The organism is Pseudomonas sp. LB3P14 (assembly GCF_054898045.1).
Map to the genome: position 1 here is coordinate 4,064,513 of NZ_CM142714.1, position 17,780 is coordinate 4,082,292.

Sequence of the window (17,780 nt, forward strand, 5' to 3'; positions counted from 1 at the left end):
AGCGTGGGAACGATCAGTGCTGCAGGCCGGTAATCAAGTGGACCACGCCACCCTCCAGCGGCATGACTCCCGCCACACCTGCCCTACTTAAAGCCTGCCGATCCACCCGCCCCACATCCCGCAACTCCACCCGAACCCGGGTCAGCGCCACCGGCTGCTGCGACTTGAGGTTATCCACACCGCCCAGCGCGGATACGACATCCGGGGCCAGACCAGAAACAGGCGTGGCACCCACCTTCGGCTCATCCGCTATCAAATCCGGGGTCAATGCTTTCCAGAACGTCCGCTGCATTTTCTCGAACATGCTCAGTTCTCCAGTACCAGTGAAGTATCGACCGTCGCCTCGTGATACAGCCGCAACGCCTCGCGCACGTGCTCGGCGCTTTCCAGGCCCAGCACTTGCTGGGCGATGGCCTGGCAGTCCACCAGATCCACTTCGCGAACCGCCGCCTTGATCGCCGGAATCAGCGGCACACTCACCGACAGTTCATCCACCCCAAGTCCCAGCAACAACGGCACCGCCAGCGTCTCGGACGCCATGGCGCCGCACACACCCACCCATTTGCCATGGGCATGGGCGGCCTTTACGGTGCTGGCGATCAGCCGCAACACCGACGGATGAAAGCTGTCGGCCTGACTGGCCAGGCGCGGATGATCGCGATCCATGGCCAGGGTGTATTGGGTCAGGTCGTTGGTGCCGATAGAGAAGAAATCCACCTCGGGCGCAAACAGATCCGCCATCAGTGCCGCTGCCGGCACTTCGATCATGATCCCCAGTTTCGGCAGTTCAGTAAGGCCCAATGCCAGCGCCTCTTCCTCAAGCAGCTGCCGGGCCAGTCGCAACTCCGACAGCTGCGCGACCATGGGCAGCATGATGTGCAGATGGGCCAGCCCGGCGCTGCTCAGGATCGCTTTGAACTGATCGCGCAACAGCTGCGGGCGCTCCAGGCACAAACGAATCCCGCGCATGCCGAGGAAAGGGTTGGTTTCGCTGGCCATCGGTACATAGGCCAGCGGTTTGTCACCGCCGACATCCAGTGTACGCACCACCAGATTACGCGTAGGCCCGAGTGCCTTGGCGATGGCGCTGTAGGTGGACGCCTGCTCGTCATGGCTCGGCGCATGATTTCGATCCAGATAAAGAAACTCCGAACGCAGCAAACCGACGCCCTCGCCTCCCAGTGCCATGGCCTGCTCCGCTTCAGCCAGCGAGGCGATGTTGGCCGTCACTTCAAAAGGGTGACCATCGCGGGTACAAGCCGCCAGCGCAGCGTGCGCCAGCTCATATTGATGGCGCTTCTGTTGACGCTGACGGTTGGCTTGCAGCTGCTCGATAGCCGCCAGATCCGGGTCCAGATGCAGCTCGCCCTTGTCGGCGTCGAGCAACACTTGGGTGCCGTTGGCCAGCGCCAGCACCTGAACGGGCAGCCCGCAGATCGCCGGCAAACCGAACGCCCGAGCGAGGATCGCGACGTGGCTGGTAGCCCCGCCACCGACCGTGGCGAAACCCAGTACCTTGCGGGTATCTAGCCCGGCGGTCTGTGACGGCGTCAGTTGTTCGGCGATCAGGATCGCCCCTTCAGGCAGCTCCATCGCCTGATCCTGTACGCCGAGGATCAGCTTGAGCACCCGCTGGCCGACATCGGCCAGATCCGCCGCCCGCTCCGCCAGCAAGGCATTGCCCAGACTTTTGAACAAGGTTGCCGCCGACTCGGTGGCCGCGCGCCAGGCGAACCCGGCACTTTTGCCTTCGATGATCAGCGCCTCGGCCTGATCCAGCAGACTCGGGTCTTCAAGCAGTTCCTGGTGCGCCTTGAAAATCTCTGCCTGGGCATCCCTGGTGGTGTTGTCACGCAGCTGCTGCAAGGCCAGCACCGCTTGAGCCAAGGCCCGAGACAGGTGCTCTCGCTCAACCTGCGGACCGACGCCGAACTCGCTCACTTCAAGCGTCTGCTCGGCGATCTGCATCACCTGGCCAAACGCCGAACCCGCCGAGGCACAGACTCCGCGCAAAACCTTCAGCGATGACGCTTCAATCGTCTCAACCTGTGCCATCACGGCTACCGTCTCGCCACATCCGGCGGTCAGCAATTCGGCCAGTGCCTTGATCGCCGCTTCAGCGTCCGGGCCGGCCGCGCTGACTTGCAAAACGTCACCGTGAGCCGTCTGCAACGCCATGATTGCCACCAAGGATTTCGCGTTAGCACTCGCCTGCTGTTTATGCAGGTAAATGCTCGCCGAAAAACATTTCGCCGCCTGGGCAAACACCGCTGCCGGACGGGCGTGCAAGCCGTTCGGGTTGGCCAGTGTCACCGGTTTGGAAAACAGTGCTTCGCCCTCTTCCGGCACCGGCTCATCAGTTGTCTGCTCGACGGGATTCAAACTCAGTAGCGGCTGACCACTTTCTACCAAACCCGTTTCCGGCGTCAGCCAAATGAACGGCTCACCGCTGACCACCAGCATCAACGTCAGCAGGCTGCGGGCATTCAACGCAACAAAATCGGCATCGAACTCGATCAGGGCCTGACCCGCTTCAACCCGCTGGCCTTCCTCCACCAACCGGGTGAAGCCCTGGCCGGCCAGGTTCACGGTGTCGAGCCCGATGTGCATCAACACCTGAACACCGTGGTCGTCGGTGATGCTGACCGCGTGCCCACTGGCCTGCACATTGCTGACAACCCCGGCCAGCGGTGCGCACAGGGTTTGCGTGGTCGGATCGATGCACAGACCGTCGCCGATCACACGACTGGAGAACACCGGGTCCGGCACCTGATCCAGCGGCATCAGCACGCCGGACAAAGGAGCCAGCAGTTGCAATTGTTGAGATGTGGCCATGACGTCACCTGCTGTTTTGTTCTTTGAAGTGCCGATGGAGCGCGAGGCTCCGACAGCATCGCTTATTTCCACCAGTACTCGACCTGCAATCCGACTTTCGAACCGTGTCGCGCGGTGCCGAAGGCTCCGGTATCGGACAACGCCGAACCCGCCGCCAGTTCATTGGCCGCCCGTTTGGCCGCCTCGTTCCAGCTCGCATAGGTGTAATACAGACGCACCTCGGGGCGTTCCCAGAATTCGGGGCCCTTGGGCGACCACGTCGGAGCAAAAGTGAATTTGCTCAGCTTGCGCGTACCGCCTGTGGCTTCGACCTGATCGTGACCCAGTTCGGCCACCAGTTTGAACTGCTCGGTGAGCGCATAGGCCGGGCGAACGCCCAGGGAAATCCAGTTCTGGTCCGATCCGCCGGGGCGAATGTCCTTTTGATAAACCGCCTCGACTTGCCCGCCAAATCGCGGCGTCACTTGCCAGTCGAAGAACTCCACCACCCGGTAACTTTTGTTGCTGTCGTCCAGCTTCACGTTACCGGTATAGCCCAATCCGGTGCCGGGACCTTCGCCGTACTGGAAGGCCAGTTTGTTCTTGCCGCCCAGAAAACCTTTCTGCACATGCTGGGTGGTGATCGCCCAACCGCGATGAGCCTCTCGGCTGTCGGGTTTGTCGATGTAGCTCAGGCCGAACTCCAGTTCACCGCCGGGGTTGGTGTTGAAGCCTGCGATGTTGAAATCGTGTCGGTTGATGTAGTCCTTCTGGTACAGGTTGTCCTTGCGCGAGAAGGCGTAGCTGTATTTCAGATCGCCGATCAGCACGTCTTCGATACCACCACCGGTGGCGCTCTGATTCCAATAGTAGAAATCGGAAATGTGAATATCGTTCCGTTTGTAGTAACGCCGCCCGGCCCACAGTGAACCGCCGTTGAGGGCGGGCATGTTCGACCATTGCGCGTACAGCTGCGGCAGGCGCACCGAGCCGTTATCACCGTTGAAGGTCAGGTCCTTGTCGTACTGGTTGTACAACGAAACCATGCCGTCGACGCTGAATACCGAACCGTCATCCAGCGTGTACAAATCCTGCCGCAACTCCAGCTCGCCGTACTGCTCGCATTCGTTGCCCAACCGATATTTGGTCTGCGCGCCCGGCAGCTGGAAACACTGCTGTTTACTGCTGTTGACCGAAGTGCCGACGCCGCTACGCAAGTACCCCCCGAATTCCAGGGCTTGTGCCGACAGTGGCAACGCCAGGCATACACTCGCGGCTGCAAGGCTGCGATTTATTGTTGTTTTCAAGAGCTACCCCATTATTTTTATTGTGTGCAGCGGCAAAATCGGCGCGCAAAACTCCCCCGCGCAGCGTTCTGCGTGTTTTTTAATTCGGTGTTTTTTTTCGGTCGGTCAGTCGGTCATATGCAGCACGAATGACTCATAAGGCCGTAAGAGGACCTGCGAATTTCGCGCCGGACAGTCCGGGTAATTGCTGATGACCAGACGTTGGGCCATCGCTTCGCTGATCACTTCATCCGGCAACATGAATTCGCATGGCGTGCCGTAGAAGTTGTTCAGCACCAGCAACCGTTCGCCACTACCCTCACGCACATACGCCCAGATTTGCGTGTGCTCCGGCAACAATTGCCGATAGACACCATCGGACATCAGCGCCTCAGTGCGACGCAGGGCGATCAACTGACGGTAGTGATGCAACACGGAATCTGGGTCGTCGAGCTGGGTCGCGACGTTGATCTGCGCGGCGTTGGCTGGCACCCCGATCCACGGATCGACAGCGCTGAAACCGGCGTTAGGCTCGGCGTTCCAGTGCATCGGCGTACGGCCGTTGTCCCGGGACTTCTGCATGATCGCCGCCATGTTGTCGGCGTCGCTCGCTCCCGCCTCGCGCTTGAGCCGGAAGATGTTCAGCGTCTCGACATCGCGGTACTGATCGATGTGATCGAAACCCGGATTGGTCATGCCCAGTTCCTCGCCCTGGTACACGAACGGCGTGCCCTGGAGGAAGTGCAGCGCCGTGCCGAGCATCTTCGCCGAGAGCACCCGATACTCGCCGTCATGGCCAAACCGCGAGACCACCCGTGGCTGGTCGTGGTTACACCAGAACAGCGCATTCCAGCCACCGCCGGCCTGCATGCCGATTTGCCAATCGGAAAGGATTCGCTTCAGTTCGAGGAAGTCGAAATCGGCGCGAATCCACTTTTGCAGGTTCGGATAATCGACCTTCAGGTGATGGAAATTGAAGGTCATCGACAGTTCTTTCGACTCCGGCCGCGAGTAGCGAATGCAGTGCTCAAGACTGGTGGACGACATCTCGCCGACGTTGATCAGGTCATGGCCTTCGAAGACTTCGCGATGCATTTGCTGCAAGTATTCGTGGACGTTCGGGCCGTCGGTATAGAAGCGCCGACCGTCGCTGTTGTCCTCGGGAAAATCCGCCGGTTTGGAGATCAGGTTGATCACGTCCAGTCGGAAACCGCCCACGCCTTTGTCACGCCAGAAACGCATCATCTTGAAGACTTCGGCGCGCACCTTGGGGTTGTCCCAGTTCAGGTCGGCCTGAGTGTGATCGAACAGGTGCAGGAAATACTGACCGGTCTGGGCCTCGTACTCCCACGCCGAGCCACCAAACTTGGATTCCCAGTTGTTCGGCTGGTCGCGCCAGATGTAGAAATCCCGGTACGGGTTGTCGAGGCTGCTGCGGGCCTGCTGGAACCAGGTGTGCTCAATGGAAGTGTGGTTGACCACGATATCGAGCATCAGCTTGATCCCGCGCTTGCCGGCCTCGGCGATCAGCAATTCGCAATCGGCCATGGTCCCGTAACTCGGGTCGATGGCGTAGTAATCGCTGATGTCGTAGCCATTGTCGCGCTGGGGCGAGCGCAGGAATGGCGTGATCCACAGGCAATCGACACCCAGCCAGTGCAGGTAGTCGAGTTTGGCTACGACGCCGAGCAAATCCCCGGTAGGGTTGCCAGCGTGGCTGTGAAAGCTTTTCGGGTAGATCTGGTAGATCACCGAACGTTGCCAGTCTTGCATGACTGATTCCTTCAATAAGTTTTGTACAGGCCTTGAGGGCCCCTTTGCGAGCAGGCTCGCTCCCACAGGTGATCGCATTCCAATGTGGGAGCGAGCCTGCTCGCGAATGGGTCTATCAGGCGACCCGATACCCCGGCCGAACAATCTTCATGCTCAACGCGCAGGTCAGAACAAACGGCACAACCATGGCAATGACCATCCCGATCACGAACATCGGAATGAACTGCGGAATGATCGAGATGAAACCGGGCAAGCCGCCGACGCCGATCGCCGAGGCCTGGACCTTGTTCAGCGACAGGAAGATGCAGCCCAGGGCCGAGCCGATCAGGGCCGCGTAGAACGGGAATTTGTAGCGCAGGTTGACCCCGAACATGGCCGGCTCGGTGATGCCGAAGTAAGCAGAAATCGCCGAGGTCGAGGCCATGCTTTTATCCCGCACATTACGAGTCATGTAGAACACCGCCAATGCCGCGCTGCCCTGTGCAAGGTTGGACATGACGATCATCGGCCAGATGAAGGTGCCGCCTTGGGTGGAGATCAGCTGCAAGTCGACCGCGAGGAACATGTGGTGCATGCCGGTGATCACCAGCGGCGCGTAGAGCAAACCGAAAATCGCACCGCCGACCATCGGCGCGAGGTCGAACAGCATGACCACGCCTTCGGTGATGAGAATCCCCAGATGCCGGGTCACCGGGCCGATCACCGCCAGCGCCAACACGCCGGTGACGACGATGGTGGTGATCGGCACCACCAGCAATTGCACCGCGTTCGGCACCCGCGCCCGCAGCCATCTCTCGATGACGCTCATCACGTAGGCCGCCATCAGGATCGGCAGGATCTGCCCCTGATAACCGACCTTCTCGATCTTGAACCAGCCGAAAATATCGAAGTACGGCAGGCTCTGACCATCGAGGCCAGCCACTGCCTTGCCGTAGTTCCAGGCATTGAGCAAATCCGGGTGTACCAGCATCAGGCCGAGCACGATGCCGAGGATTTCGCTGCCGCCAAACCGTTTCGCCGCCGACCAGCCCACCAGCGCCGGGAGGAATACAAACGAGGTGTTGGCCATCAGGTTGATCAGGCTCCAGAGCCCGTCAAGCTTCGGATAGGCGTCCAGCAGGGTCTTGCCCTCGATGAACATGCCCTTGGCGCCGATCAGGTTGTTGATGCCCATCAGCAGGCCGGCAATGATCAGCGCCGGAAGGATTGGCATGAAGACGTCGGAAAACACCCGCACCAGACGCTGCATGGCGTTGATCTTGTCGGCGCTTTTTTGTTTAACGTCGGCGATAGTTGAAGCCGCGAGACCGGTTTGACGGCGCAATTCGGCGTAAACCTTTTCAACCTCGCCGGGGCCAATGACCACCTGAAACAGGCCGCCGGTGAAGAACGAGCCTTTGACCAGATCGATCTGGTTCAAGTTGCCGCTGTTGACCAGGCTCGGGTCCTTGAGGGCCAGGCGCAGCCGTGTGACGCAATGCGCAGCCTGCTCGAGGTTGTCGCTGCCACCGAGGCTTTGCAGCAGCTCGCTGGCGATGTTCGGATAGTCGTGGCTCATGCTTGATCTTCCGCTGTAGTTTTTTGTTATTGGCAGCACGCCGAAGCGAAAATTACTCGTCTGTACGAGTTAAAGCAACAACTCGTACAGACGAGTTTGATTTTGTTTACTCTGAACCCGACCGGCGGCGACATTTCCTACCTTTGAAGTCGATGAAACCCAAAGCCGCATGGACAAACCCCTACCCTGCCCTTAAGGTTCGAAACCTTGAGTACAGCGCAGTACAGAGCCATCCCCATGAGTAAATACAACCAGATCTACAGCGATCTGCTTGCCAGCATCACGACCGAACGTCTGGAACGCGGCGCCCGATTGCCTTCCGAAACCGAACTGATGGACAGCTACCAGGCCAGTCGCGGCACCGTGCGCAAGGCCATCGAACAATTGCAGGAGCGCGGTTTCGCTCAGAAAGTCCATGGCAAAGGCACGTTCGTGCTGTCGACAAACCCGATCGAATTCCAGCTCGGCGGCATCGTCAGCTTTCAGGAAACTTATCCACGCCTGGGCAACGACGTCAGCACCGAGGTCGTCGAATTCGATCAGATCCCCCTCGAAGGTGCGCTGCTGGAACACATCCAGGCCGATGCCGGCAGCCTGATCACGCGAATCAAACGGGTGCGGCGGATTGATGGCAAACGGGTGATCCTGGACATCAACCATTTCGTCAGCGGCGTGATCCCCGGCCTGTCCCGCGACATTGCCGAGCACTCAATCTACGCCTTCATCGAGCAGACGCTGCAACTGCAAATCGCCTATGCCCAGCGCACCATTGAAGCCGTGCCCCGGAGCAAGGACGACCAGCAACACCTGGACCTCGATGGCCAAAGCCATGTGATCGTGGTCAGCAACCAGACGTTTTTGCAGGACGGTCGGCAGTTCGAGTACACCGAATCACGGCATACCCTGGACAAGTTCTACTTTTCGGACGTGGCCCGGCGCTGACAATACACAACCTCGAACGCGGTTCTGCGGTACATATGTAGTGCACTCCCCTTGAGCGAATGAGCCATTCTCAACGGCCATTTCTCAAGGATCGAGAGCACATAACCCGATTGAAACCCGTCCACTGCCCAATGCGGCTGACAAGGCCGCCCTCAAGGCCATCGCCGTCAAAGTCGTCACGGCTTGCCCGAGTCTGCAGGACACCGCTCATGAGGTCGCCAGTCAGCTACTCGTCAAATTCGGTGTCGTCGGCCACGACCCCGACAAGGTCTACTTCCACCGTTTCAAGTTCTCCAGCAGCAGTTCGACAGCATTCACTGGCTGGGATCACTGTTGCACAAGACCCATTGAATCCATGACCTTGACGCAACTGGTGATCCACCGGTTCCGCGTTGGTGATCAGGACAACGCCGATATGCTGGACGTCGATTCAGGCTTCTACTCGGCAGGGCCGGAGGCCGACGAGTTCAATCACACCAATGAAATCCGCCTGCATGGCGATGAGGTTCTGAAAGAATTCTGGAACATCAATTTCAGCGACGTTTACCGCAATAAGTTACAAGCGTTCTGGAACGACTTCTCCCACGACTTCCGCACCCTGGCCAAGTGCAACTTCCTCAGCAAGGCCGTTGAAGCACGGGATAGCGGCGTATTGACTGACGATGACTTTCAAACGGTGGCCAGCGCGGTCATCGGCCCGCTGAGTTGGCCGGTCAGTCTGCAAATGCTGCAATCCGAGAACCCGGCCGGCCACGGGCTGAACGTTGGCGCGCTGGATATCGACGGTCATGTGGCGACCAATATCCTGCGCATCATCGATCTGAAAGGCCGGCAAATCCTTTATACGCCGGGTGAAACCGAATCGTTTCATGTGCTGCAAACCCCTACCGACGTGCATTGGTGGTTCTTGCAACAGATGAACGAAAAAGCCCCTCGCCAACTGTTTCTCAGCCATTTCCCACTGGCCGACCGTCATGACATCAACGAAAACATCACAGATCTGATGAATCGGCTCGTCAGCACCTGGGGCCATTCCGATCACCACATGATCAATCAGAAAGACCAGCACGTGACGAACGATGCCTTTAGCTGGGTGCGAGACACGACCCAGGCGGCGATGTCCGCCGAGGCGGATCTGTCATTGACGTCCAATGGCGATCTGCGGAAAAAATTGTGGATCGGCTACCTGAGCGCCGGTTTGAAGGTGTTTGGTCCGATGGCTGCCGTTGGCTGGCCAGTCGCGCTGCCGGTGATTGGCGCCAGCCTCGCCAGCATGGGACTGAACATCGACCAGGCCGTCAACGGCAAGACGACTACCGAGCGCAAGGCAGGCGTTATCGGCGCGATCCTCAGTGGCATTGATGCCTTGTTCAACCTGCCGTTTTTGAAAGGCACGGGGTCACTGGCGGAGGTCGCCGAGACCAGCGAAGCAGCAGGAGAAGTGGAAGCCACGGCGGGCGAACTGGAACCCGAAGAATCGAACTGGATAGTGCCCGCGCTGGAACAAGTGTCCCCGACAGCGTCTGAAACGGTGCAAATAGCCGAGATCGCGCAAACGTTTCAATCCAACGAGCTGTTGGACGGCTACACGCCCGTCGCTGAACCTGGAAAGTTTGAGGGTATCTACCGGCTGGACTCTGATCCTCCCTACGCCATTCTGATGAACGACAGCGCCTATTACGTGCGTTACTTCGACGCCTCACAAGGCGACGGTTTTTGGGCGATCGTCGATCCGGAGAGGCCGAACCAGTTCATTCACTCACTGCCGGTACGCTTGAATGCCGAAGGTAACTGGGAGCGCATGACACGGCTGGGACTCAAGGGTGGAGGCCAGTGCATGGGCAAGGAATGCACGGTGGAGCTGGAACTGGACGTTCGCGAACCCACACAAGGCGAACCCGAGCAGCCTGCGCCTGAAGCCGGCACGTCGCCTACCCCGCCGGTCACCGATCCTCAGCCCTCGTCATCGACCCGCATTGGTTTGGTGAAAACACCCTATGACGTCGCATTGGCGCATCGATCGGCACTGAGAAAATGGGCCTTGCAACTACGGGAAACACACATTCGCGTGCAGATCGGGCCCGATGGCGCCTTGATCGCTCCGGATCGGTATGCCCTGCACTTCGCCGACAAAGCCAGAGCGCTGTTGACCTCCGCCCTGCGTTTTTACAGAAACCTGCCGTGGGCCAACCTACCGCCGCGCCCGGAGATACCCGTCGTCAATGCGTCAACCACCATCACGGACCTCCTTACCCAGGTCTTCCAGAACTCACCCGGGCTGGTCATCAGTGAAACCCTGGGGCGCATTACCAGCATGCGATTCATGATCGAGAACCTGGCTGATATGGCGAAACAAGGCGTCAAGACCTTGTATGTGCGACGCCTGCTCAATGATTTTGTCCAAGCTGACCTGAACGCTTACTTCAAGAGCGGCGTCATGTCCGAAGATCTGGAACACTATTTGACCCGCCTCGGTACCGACCCCTCAGGGCAGTTCAATGAACTGGCGCTGGTAAAAGTCGCAAGGCAAAACGGAATTCGTGTTCAGGCCACCGACTGCGCGGCGACTTACAGGAAGACAGTCTCGTTCACACGGGTTGAAGAGCAGATGAGTACAAACCATCTGACAACCGACATCATGGATATGGATAAAGCCGTTAATAACGTCGACAAGTGGGTCGTGTTGACCGGTGTCGAAAACACCAACACGTTCAGAGAACTGGCAGGCATCAGCGAACTGGAAGGCGGCATCGGATTGCGGATAGAAGAAGTCAATCCGGGACAAGGCGAGCGTATTTCGGTAGACCCCGGCATCGCCATCGAAAGGGGGCCCTTCGCTCAGGATGGGACGGCACACGGAAAAGTCGAAACCTTTTACGCCGATCTGCTCCTGCAGATGGAGGCAGCGCCGGTCAGCCGCAACGATCAGCAGTTAAGAAGACTGCTGAACCGTCCGGGCATGTATTGCTTTGAGCAGTCAGAGGGCAACTACACGTTGTTTCACCGCAGTCAGACCGAACAGCTTGTGCGGACTCCGGTGCAGGTTTTGGTCGACGGGCGCTATTACGTTGATCGTCCGTCATGGGGTCAGGTCAGCGGCGTTCCCTTTGACAGTCTGAAGCAACTGTCCGGGAGGATGAATCAAATGGGCCTGAGCCTGCAAAGTCGCATCCCGGCTTGACCTGCAATTCCCCCGAGACCGCGGGTGGGGCTCAGGCGCCCCGCCCGCACCGGAAGTCGCACCCGCCTCGGGACGTTTTCCCATGCCCCCCACCTATTGATACGACAACCGATCAACCCGATGCCTGACAGACCTGCCGTGCGCCTCCTGAAATGATCGCAATTCTTCCCACACCACGATCAAGGAAAGACTGTGGACACCTCAGAAAGCACCGCATTACCCAACGCCGCCGACAGACTGGCGCTCAAGGGCCTGGTACCCGCGTTGATCCAGGCCTGCCCCGACATGTACGAAATGGCAGGCGAGTTCGCCAAGGATATTCTGCTCAAACATGGCGTAACCCACCTCGAACCCGAACAGGTTTACTGGCACCGTTTCAAATACTCCAACAGCAGTTGGAAAGCCTTCACGGGCTGGGAACACCATGGCGCAAAACCCACTGAGTCCATGACCTTGCCGCAACTGGTGATCCAGCGTTTCCGCGTCGGCGATCAGGACGACGCCGATATGCTGGACGTCGATGGAGGCTTCTACACGGCCGGGCCGGAGACTGAAGGTTTTGACGAAACCAATGAAGTGCGGATGCATGGCAACGAGGTGCTGAAGGATTTCTGGGCGATTAACTTTGCTGATCTCTTCGATCAAAAGGTCGCTTCGTTCTGGACCAAGCACAGCAAGACATTCCGCACCCTGGCCAAATGCACCTTTCTCGCCAAAGCCATGGAGGACCGCGAGGGCGGCCGGTTGTCGGATGATAATTTCCGAACCGTGATCAAAGCCGTGGCCAGCAATGTGAGCTGGCCGGTGACGCTGCAGATGCTGGAAGAGGACGCGCCGCCGGTCGATGGGCTACGAATCAGTTTGCTGAAGATTGGCGACTTCGTGGCGACAGATATCCTGTGCATCCACGATGGTCATGGCAGAGAGATTCTCTACGTACCCGGTGAAACCTGGGGGCTGCACGCCTTCCAGTCTTACCGCGATCTGCATTGGTGGGTATTGTCGCAAACCAGGAAACCCGCTGACCGCAAGCGCTTCCTGGCGCACTTCCAGGTCGCCGACCACGACATCATGGAAGACACCTCCTGGCGCGCCGTGGCAAAAAGAAAATGGCTCTGGCTACTCGGGCCAGTGGTGGGTTTGGCTTCGACGCTATGGCGCGCACCGCATATCGAAAATGTCGGGCTCAACCACGTTCTGGACCTACTGGTCAGCACCTGGGACAGCGCCGATCACACCCTGATCGAACACACCAGCGAAGCGTTCAACGAGGATGCTTTCACGTTCCTCGCAAGCGCCACCCATGTGCGCATGCTCAGCGACGCCACCTTCATGATGCACACCAATGGCGATCTGCGGAAAAAGTTGTGGGTCGGCTATCTCAATGCCTTCGGCCGCATGTTTGGCCCCATGGCAGCCGTCGGCTGGCCGGTGGCACTGGCGGTCGTCGGTGCCGGCATCGCCAACGTCGGCTTGCAGATTGATCAGGCGGTTAACGGCAAGACCCGTGGCGCACGCAAGGCCGCGGTGACGGGCGCGATTTTCGCGACGATCGATACCTTGTTCAACGCAACCTTTATCAAGGGCAGTGGCCGTCTGCCGGAAATTGCCGAAGCCAATACTTTCTTCGCACCGGAAGAAAAACTCGCCGAAGCGGCGATTGCCCGCACGCCGCTGCCCGCCTTGGAAGATATCGCGCCGACACGCATCCTGCCCGCGGAGCCGGAGGACTTTCTCGCGTCGTTCAAGACCGAGATGACTGAGGCCTCCCGCATCGAGGCCGGCGACCCCAAGTTCAAGGAAATTATCCAGACCCCGTCAGGCAGACAATACATCTACATGCGCCGCGCGGGGAGCGGCGGCTATTACCAGGTTCGCTATGTCGAGCAACTGCGTGGCTGGGTGATTATCGATCCAAATAATCCCTTTTCGTTTTACCGCAATGTTCCGGTGCGTTTGAACGAATACCTGGAATGGCAGCCCGCCACCCGCGCTGGCCTCAAGGGCGGGATGAAAATATTTGGAAAATTCCCCTGGGGTCACACGGCCGATCCCCTGCCAGAGGTGGGAGCACAGCCGCTGGCGTACGACGTGCCGCCAGCGTCGAGACCGGCGCTGCAACCGGTGGCCGAAGCTGACGTCAATGATTTTCCGCTGGACCCGCAGGACAGCAGCGACCGTTTCTATCAAGACTTCAAGACAGCACGCCGCACTCTCTACGACGACGCCATCACCTTCTATGTCGCCCCTGAATTACCGCCGCGTCCGCTCGTACCGGTCTTCAAACCGACGACGCCGTTTGCTGAAATGACCAAGCGCCTGTTCAGCGAGAACCCTGGTCTGGTGATAGGGCAAGGCAGTTCCGGCACCAGCGCCAGGCAGGTGCTGATCGACAACCTCAAGGCTCTGAACAAGCAAAAGATCAGAACCCTGTACATGGATCATCTGTTCACGGACTTCCATCAAGCGGATCTGGATGTTTTCCACAAGACCGGCAAGATGCCGCCCGCACTCGAACGTTACCTGAAGGCCCTGGACATCCGGTTCAATACTGACCCGGCCGGACCTTATTCCTACACCGAGCTGGTGAAAACCGCGCAGAAAAACCACATTCGCGTGCAAGCCATCGACAGCATGGCCAGCCGTCGCTTTCCGCAGATGGAAGCGACCACTCAGGCCAGCAATCGAAAAATGATGAATTACTATTCGAACACGATCCTGCGGACCGATCAGACCATCCGGGGCGCTCATCGCTGGGTGGCGCTGGTGGATGAAGAGCGCGCCAGCACTATCGAGAAAGTCGCCGGACTGAGTGAATTAGAAGGTGCCGTGGCGCTGCGCGTCGACGAAAGCGCGTTCGGCCAGGCTCAGGGACTGACCACTGATCCAGGGAAAAAGGTCAAGGACATCCTGGGACGACCCTTCGATGAACTGAAGAGCGACCTGCGCCTGCAATTGAGCGCCCCGCCTGTGACCATGACGGCCCGCACCCTGGAGGAGGCGTTGCCCAAGCCCGGCATGTTCATGCTGCAGGAGCCGTCCAGTCTTGTTCACCGCAGTGGCGATGGCAGCCTGATTCATACGCCGATCCAGCAGGATGGGGCAGGTTTTTCCATCATCCGCCCGAGATGGGCAGCGGTCAGCGGCCGTCACTTCGACAGTGTGCATGAGCTGGCCGCAGCCCTTGAAGATGAAGGGCTGACACAGAGGCAGGTGCGCATTGACCCATCGGCCGCCCCCGGCACGCTGCCGGATATCGAACCGCCCGCATCCGCCCCCGGTACTCGAGCACCGGAAATCCCCGACCTGGCGATGACGGACCCGCCTCGAATCACCTCGCCCTATGAGATCCCGATGGAGACGCGAGCCGACCTGAAAAGCGCTGCAAGGGGCAATGAGGGCCGTCTGTTGGAGGATACTGCCGTTACGCGCAGCGAGAAGAACTCGTCCTATGACACGTTCAAGGCGATACGCAAACAATTGTATGAGGCTGCGGCGCGCTTTTATTCCCAACGGCGCCTTGCGGCGCGTCCACCGATTGCGCCCATGGATCCAGCATTGCCGGCGCACGCGGTCATCGAGCGATTGTTTGAGCAATTCCGCGGGCTGGTCATCGGCGAAAGCCATGCCAATATCGGCAGCAAGCAATGGCTCATCGACAATATGCAAGCATTGGCCAACAAGGGCGTGAAGACCCTCTACTCCGAACACCTGCTTACGGATTTCCATCAGGTCGCACTGGACAATTTCGCCAGGACGTCTGTGATGCCCCGAGATCTTGAGCTGTACCTGCGCCAACTCGACGACGGGCACATGACCGATCCGCTGCAACGCTACACTTTTCTCAACCTGGTCAAGGAGGCAAACCGCAACGGCATACGGGTTCAGGCCATCGACTGTATGGCCAGTTACCGAACTGAAGGGATGAGAATCGCCGACCCGACGGCACGTCAGAAAATGATGAATTTCTATGCCCACACCGTGATCGAGGCCGACCAGACAGCACGCGGGCCGCATAACTGGGTGGCACTGATGGGGAACTCCCACTCGAACACGTACGAAGGTGTTGCCGGTGTCAGTGAACTCGAAGGCGTCGTTGGCCTGCGCGCCGAAGATGTTGCCGAAGGTCAATCCAAGGGCATCGAACCTGATCCGGGCAAAAGTCTTTCCGATCAAATGGGCAAAAATGAGGCTCTGGTCAAAGGCGATCTGCGCCTGCAAGTTGAAACGCCGTGGTACACACGATCGACCTCAGAGATTGAACGGATACTCTCCCGACCGGGTATGTACACGTTGAAAAAGGAACTGCGCGGCACTGATCTGGTTCATCGCGGGCGCGATAATGCGATCGTACAGACCGAGATCCACTTCGAATCCGGCCGCGTTTACATTGAGCGTCCGGCCTGGCCGACCGTTCATGAGAAACGCTTCGACAGCGTCGAAGCGCTGCTCAAGGCACTGGATCAGCGAGGCATGAAACTGGCCGGTTGGTCCAAACCCCTGTAACCACTCCCTATAATTAAAAAAAAGAAAAGCCGCGTGAAACATCGTTTCACGCGGCTTTTTGTCGAACCTGCATTCAAGCCATTAAGGCTTGCGCGGGATCACTCCCACTCAATCGTCGCTGGCGGCTTGCTCGACACGTCGTAGGTGACGCGGGAGATACCTTCGATTTCATTGATGATGCGGCCGGAAACGGTTTCCAGCAGTTCGTAAGGCAGGTGAGCCCAACGCGCGGTCATGAAGTCGATGGTTTCCACGGCACGCAGGGCAACCACCCAGGCGTAACGACGGCCATCGCCGACAACGCCAACCGATTTCACCGGCTGGAACACCACGAAGGCCTGGCTGACCTTGTGATACCAGTCGGCCTTGCGCAGTTCTTCGATGAAGATGTGGTCGGCGCGACGCAGCAGATCGGCGTATTCCTTTTTCACTTCACCGAGAATCCGCACGCCCAGGCCAGGGCCCGGGAACGGGTGACGGTAGACCATGTCGTACGGCAGGCCCAGTTCCAGGCCCAGACGACGAACTTCGTCCTTGAACAGCTCGCGCAGGGGTTCAACCAGCTTGAGGTTCATTTCTTCCGGCAGGCCACCCACGTTGTGGTGCGACTTGATCACGTGAGCCTTGCCGCTTTTGGCGCCAGCCGACTCGATCACGTCCGGGTAGATGGTGCCTTGGGCGAGGTACTTGATGTTGTCCAGTTTGTTGGACTGGGCATCGAAGACGTCGATGAAGGTACGGCCGATGATCTTGCGCTTCTTCTCTGGGTCGCTTTCGCCTGCCAGATTGTCGAGGAACTGATCTTCAGCGTTGGCGCGGATCACCTTGACGCCCATGTTCTCGGCGAACATGGCCATCACTTGCTCGCCTTCGTGCAGTCGCAGCAGGCCGTTGTCGACGAAGACGCAGGTCAACTGGTCGCCGATGGCTTTGTGCAGCAGTGCCGCAACCACCGAGGAGTCCACACCGCCGGACAGGCCGAGCAGTACGTTGTCGGTGCCGACCTGAGCGCGGACTTGAGCGATGGCGTCTTCAGCAATCTTCGAAGGCGTCCACAGGGCTTCGCAGCCGCAGATGTCGAGGATGAAACGCGAGAGGATGCGACCGCCCTGCTTGGTGTGGGTCACTTCCGGGTGGAACTGCACGCCGTAGTAGCCGCGAGCGTCGTCGAACATGCCGGCGATCGGGCAGCTCGGGGTGCTGGCCAGGATGTGGAATTCCTGAGGCATCTTGGTGACCTTGTCACCGTGGCTCATCCATACGTCGAGGCCGAACAGGCCATCGGCGTCGATGTGGTCTTCGATGCCGTCGAGCAGGCGGCTCTTGCCGACCACATCGACACGGGCGTAACCGAACTCACGCAGCTCGGAACCTTCAACCTTGCCACCCAGCTGTTCAGCCATGGTCTGCATGCCGTAGCAGATACCGAAGACCGGTACGCCCAGGTCAAACACCGCTTGCGGGCAGCGAGGGCTGTTGGCTTCGTGCACGGACTCGGGGCCGCCGGCGAGAATGACGCCTTTTGGAGCGAATTCGCGAATCGCGTCTTCATCCATATCGAACGGATGCAGTTCGCAGTACACGCCGATTTCACGCACGCGGCGAGCAATCAGCTGGGTGTACTGGGAACCGAAGTCGAGGATCAGGATGCGGTGAGCGTGAATGTCGAGGGCCATGATTCAGTCTCGTCTTAGTAATTCAGAAACAGTCGTGATTCAGA

Annotated in this window: 9 protein-coding genes; 3 read left to right on the forward strand and 6 right to left on the reverse strand. The window is 58.9% G+C overall.

Going from position 1 to position 17,780, the window contains the following annotated elements:
• Nucleotides 1–13 precede the first annotated feature (13 nt).
• The 5 genes from ACYZT5_RS18790 to treP all read right to left on the reverse strand — a co-directional run bounded on the left by ACYZT5_RS18790 (nucleotide 14) and on the right by treP (nucleotide 7,431).
• The gene (locus tag ACYZT5_RS18790; protein WP_462046879.1) at nucleotides 14–304 is read right to left on the reverse strand and encodes a PTS transporter subunit EIIB; all 291 of its coding nucleotides are present in this window, start codon (nucleotides 302–304) and stop codon (nucleotides 14–16) included.
• Nucleotides 305–306: 2 nt separating this feature from the next.
• The gene (gene ptsP, locus ACYZT5_RS18795) at nucleotides 307–2,835 is read right to left on the reverse strand and encodes a phosphoenolpyruvate--protein phosphotransferase (protein WP_462046880.1); all 2,529 of its coding nucleotides are present in this window, start codon (nucleotides 2,833–2,835) and stop codon (nucleotides 307–309) included.
• Nucleotides 2,836–2,897: 62 nt separating this feature from the next.
• Nucleotides 2,898–4,121, reverse strand: coding sequence for a carbohydrate porin (locus ACYZT5_RS18800; RefSeq protein ID WP_462046881.1), 1,224 nt, complete (start codon nucleotides 4,119–4,121; stop codon nucleotides 2,898–2,900).
• 105 nt (nucleotides 4,122–4,226) lie between these two features.
• A complete protein-coding gene (gene treC, locus ACYZT5_RS18805; RefSeq protein WP_462046882.1) occupies nucleotides 4,227–5,873 on the reverse strand; it encodes an alpha,alpha-phosphotrehalase in 1,647 nt (548 codons plus the stop codon).
• 115 nt (nucleotides 5,874–5,988) lie between these two features.
• Entirely contained in the window at nucleotides 5,989–7,431 is a 1,443-nt protein-coding gene (gene treP / locus ACYZT5_RS18810; RefSeq protein WP_462046883.1) for a PTS system trehalose-specific EIIBC component, read from the reverse strand.
• Nucleotides 7,432–7,668: 237 nt separating this feature from the next.
• Between treP and treR the strand changes: the two genes are divergently transcribed.
• From treR to ACYZT5_RS18825, 3 genes are all read left to right on the forward strand, one after another.
• Nucleotides 7,669–8,373 (forward strand): trehalose operon repressor, encoded by a 705-nt coding sequence (gene treR, locus ACYZT5_RS18815; RefSeq protein ID WP_462046884.1) that lies wholly within the window; start codon nucleotides 7,669–7,671, stop codon nucleotides 8,371–8,373.
• Between the two features lie 160 nt (nucleotides 8,374–8,533).
• The gene (locus ACYZT5_RS18820) at nucleotides 8,534–11,554 is read left to right on the forward strand and encodes a membrane-targeted effector domain-containing toxin (protein ID WP_462052279.1); all 3,021 of its coding nucleotides are present in this window, start codon (nucleotides 8,534–8,536) and stop codon (nucleotides 11,552–11,554) included.
• 192 nt (nucleotides 11,555–11,746) lie between these two features.
• Entirely contained in the window at nucleotides 11,747–16,060 is a 4,314-nt protein-coding gene (locus tag ACYZT5_RS18825; protein ID WP_462046885.1) for a membrane-targeted effector domain-containing toxin, read from the forward strand.
• A 98-nt stretch (nucleotides 16,061–16,158) separates the two neighbouring features.
• Here ACYZT5_RS18825 and guaA read toward each other — a convergent pair whose 3' ends face one another.
• Nucleotides 16,159–17,736, reverse strand: coding sequence for a glutamine-hydrolyzing GMP synthase (guaA, locus tag ACYZT5_RS18830; protein ID WP_266016673.1), 1,578 nt, complete (start codon nucleotides 17,734–17,736; stop codon nucleotides 16,159–16,161).
• Between the last annotated feature and the right edge of the window lie 44 nt (nucleotides 17,737–17,780).

Bases quoted from the DNA above. Each gene is read 5' to 3' on its own strand.
- ACYZT5_RS18790 (WP_462046879.1), bottom strand. From the start codon at position 304: ATGTTCGAGAAAATGCAGCGGACGTTCTGGAAAGCATTGACCCCGGAT.
- ptsP (WP_462046880.1), bottom strand. From the start codon at position 2,835: ATGGCCACATCTCAACAATTGCAACTGCTGGCTCCTTTGTCCGGCGTG.
- treC (WP_462046882.1), bottom strand. From the start codon at position 5,873: ATGCAAGACTGGCAACGTTCGGTGATCTACCAGATCTACCCGAAAAGC.
- treP (WP_462046883.1), bottom strand. From the start codon at position 7,431: ATGAGCCACGACTATCCGAACATCGCCAGCGAGCTGCTGCAAAGCCTC.
- treR (WP_462046884.1), top strand. From the start codon at position 7,669: ATGAGTAAATACAACCAGATCTACAGCGATCTGCTTGCCAGCATCACG.
- guaA (WP_266016673.1), bottom strand. From the start codon at position 17,736: ATGGCCCTCGACATTCACGCTCACCGCATCCTGATCCTCGACTTCGGT.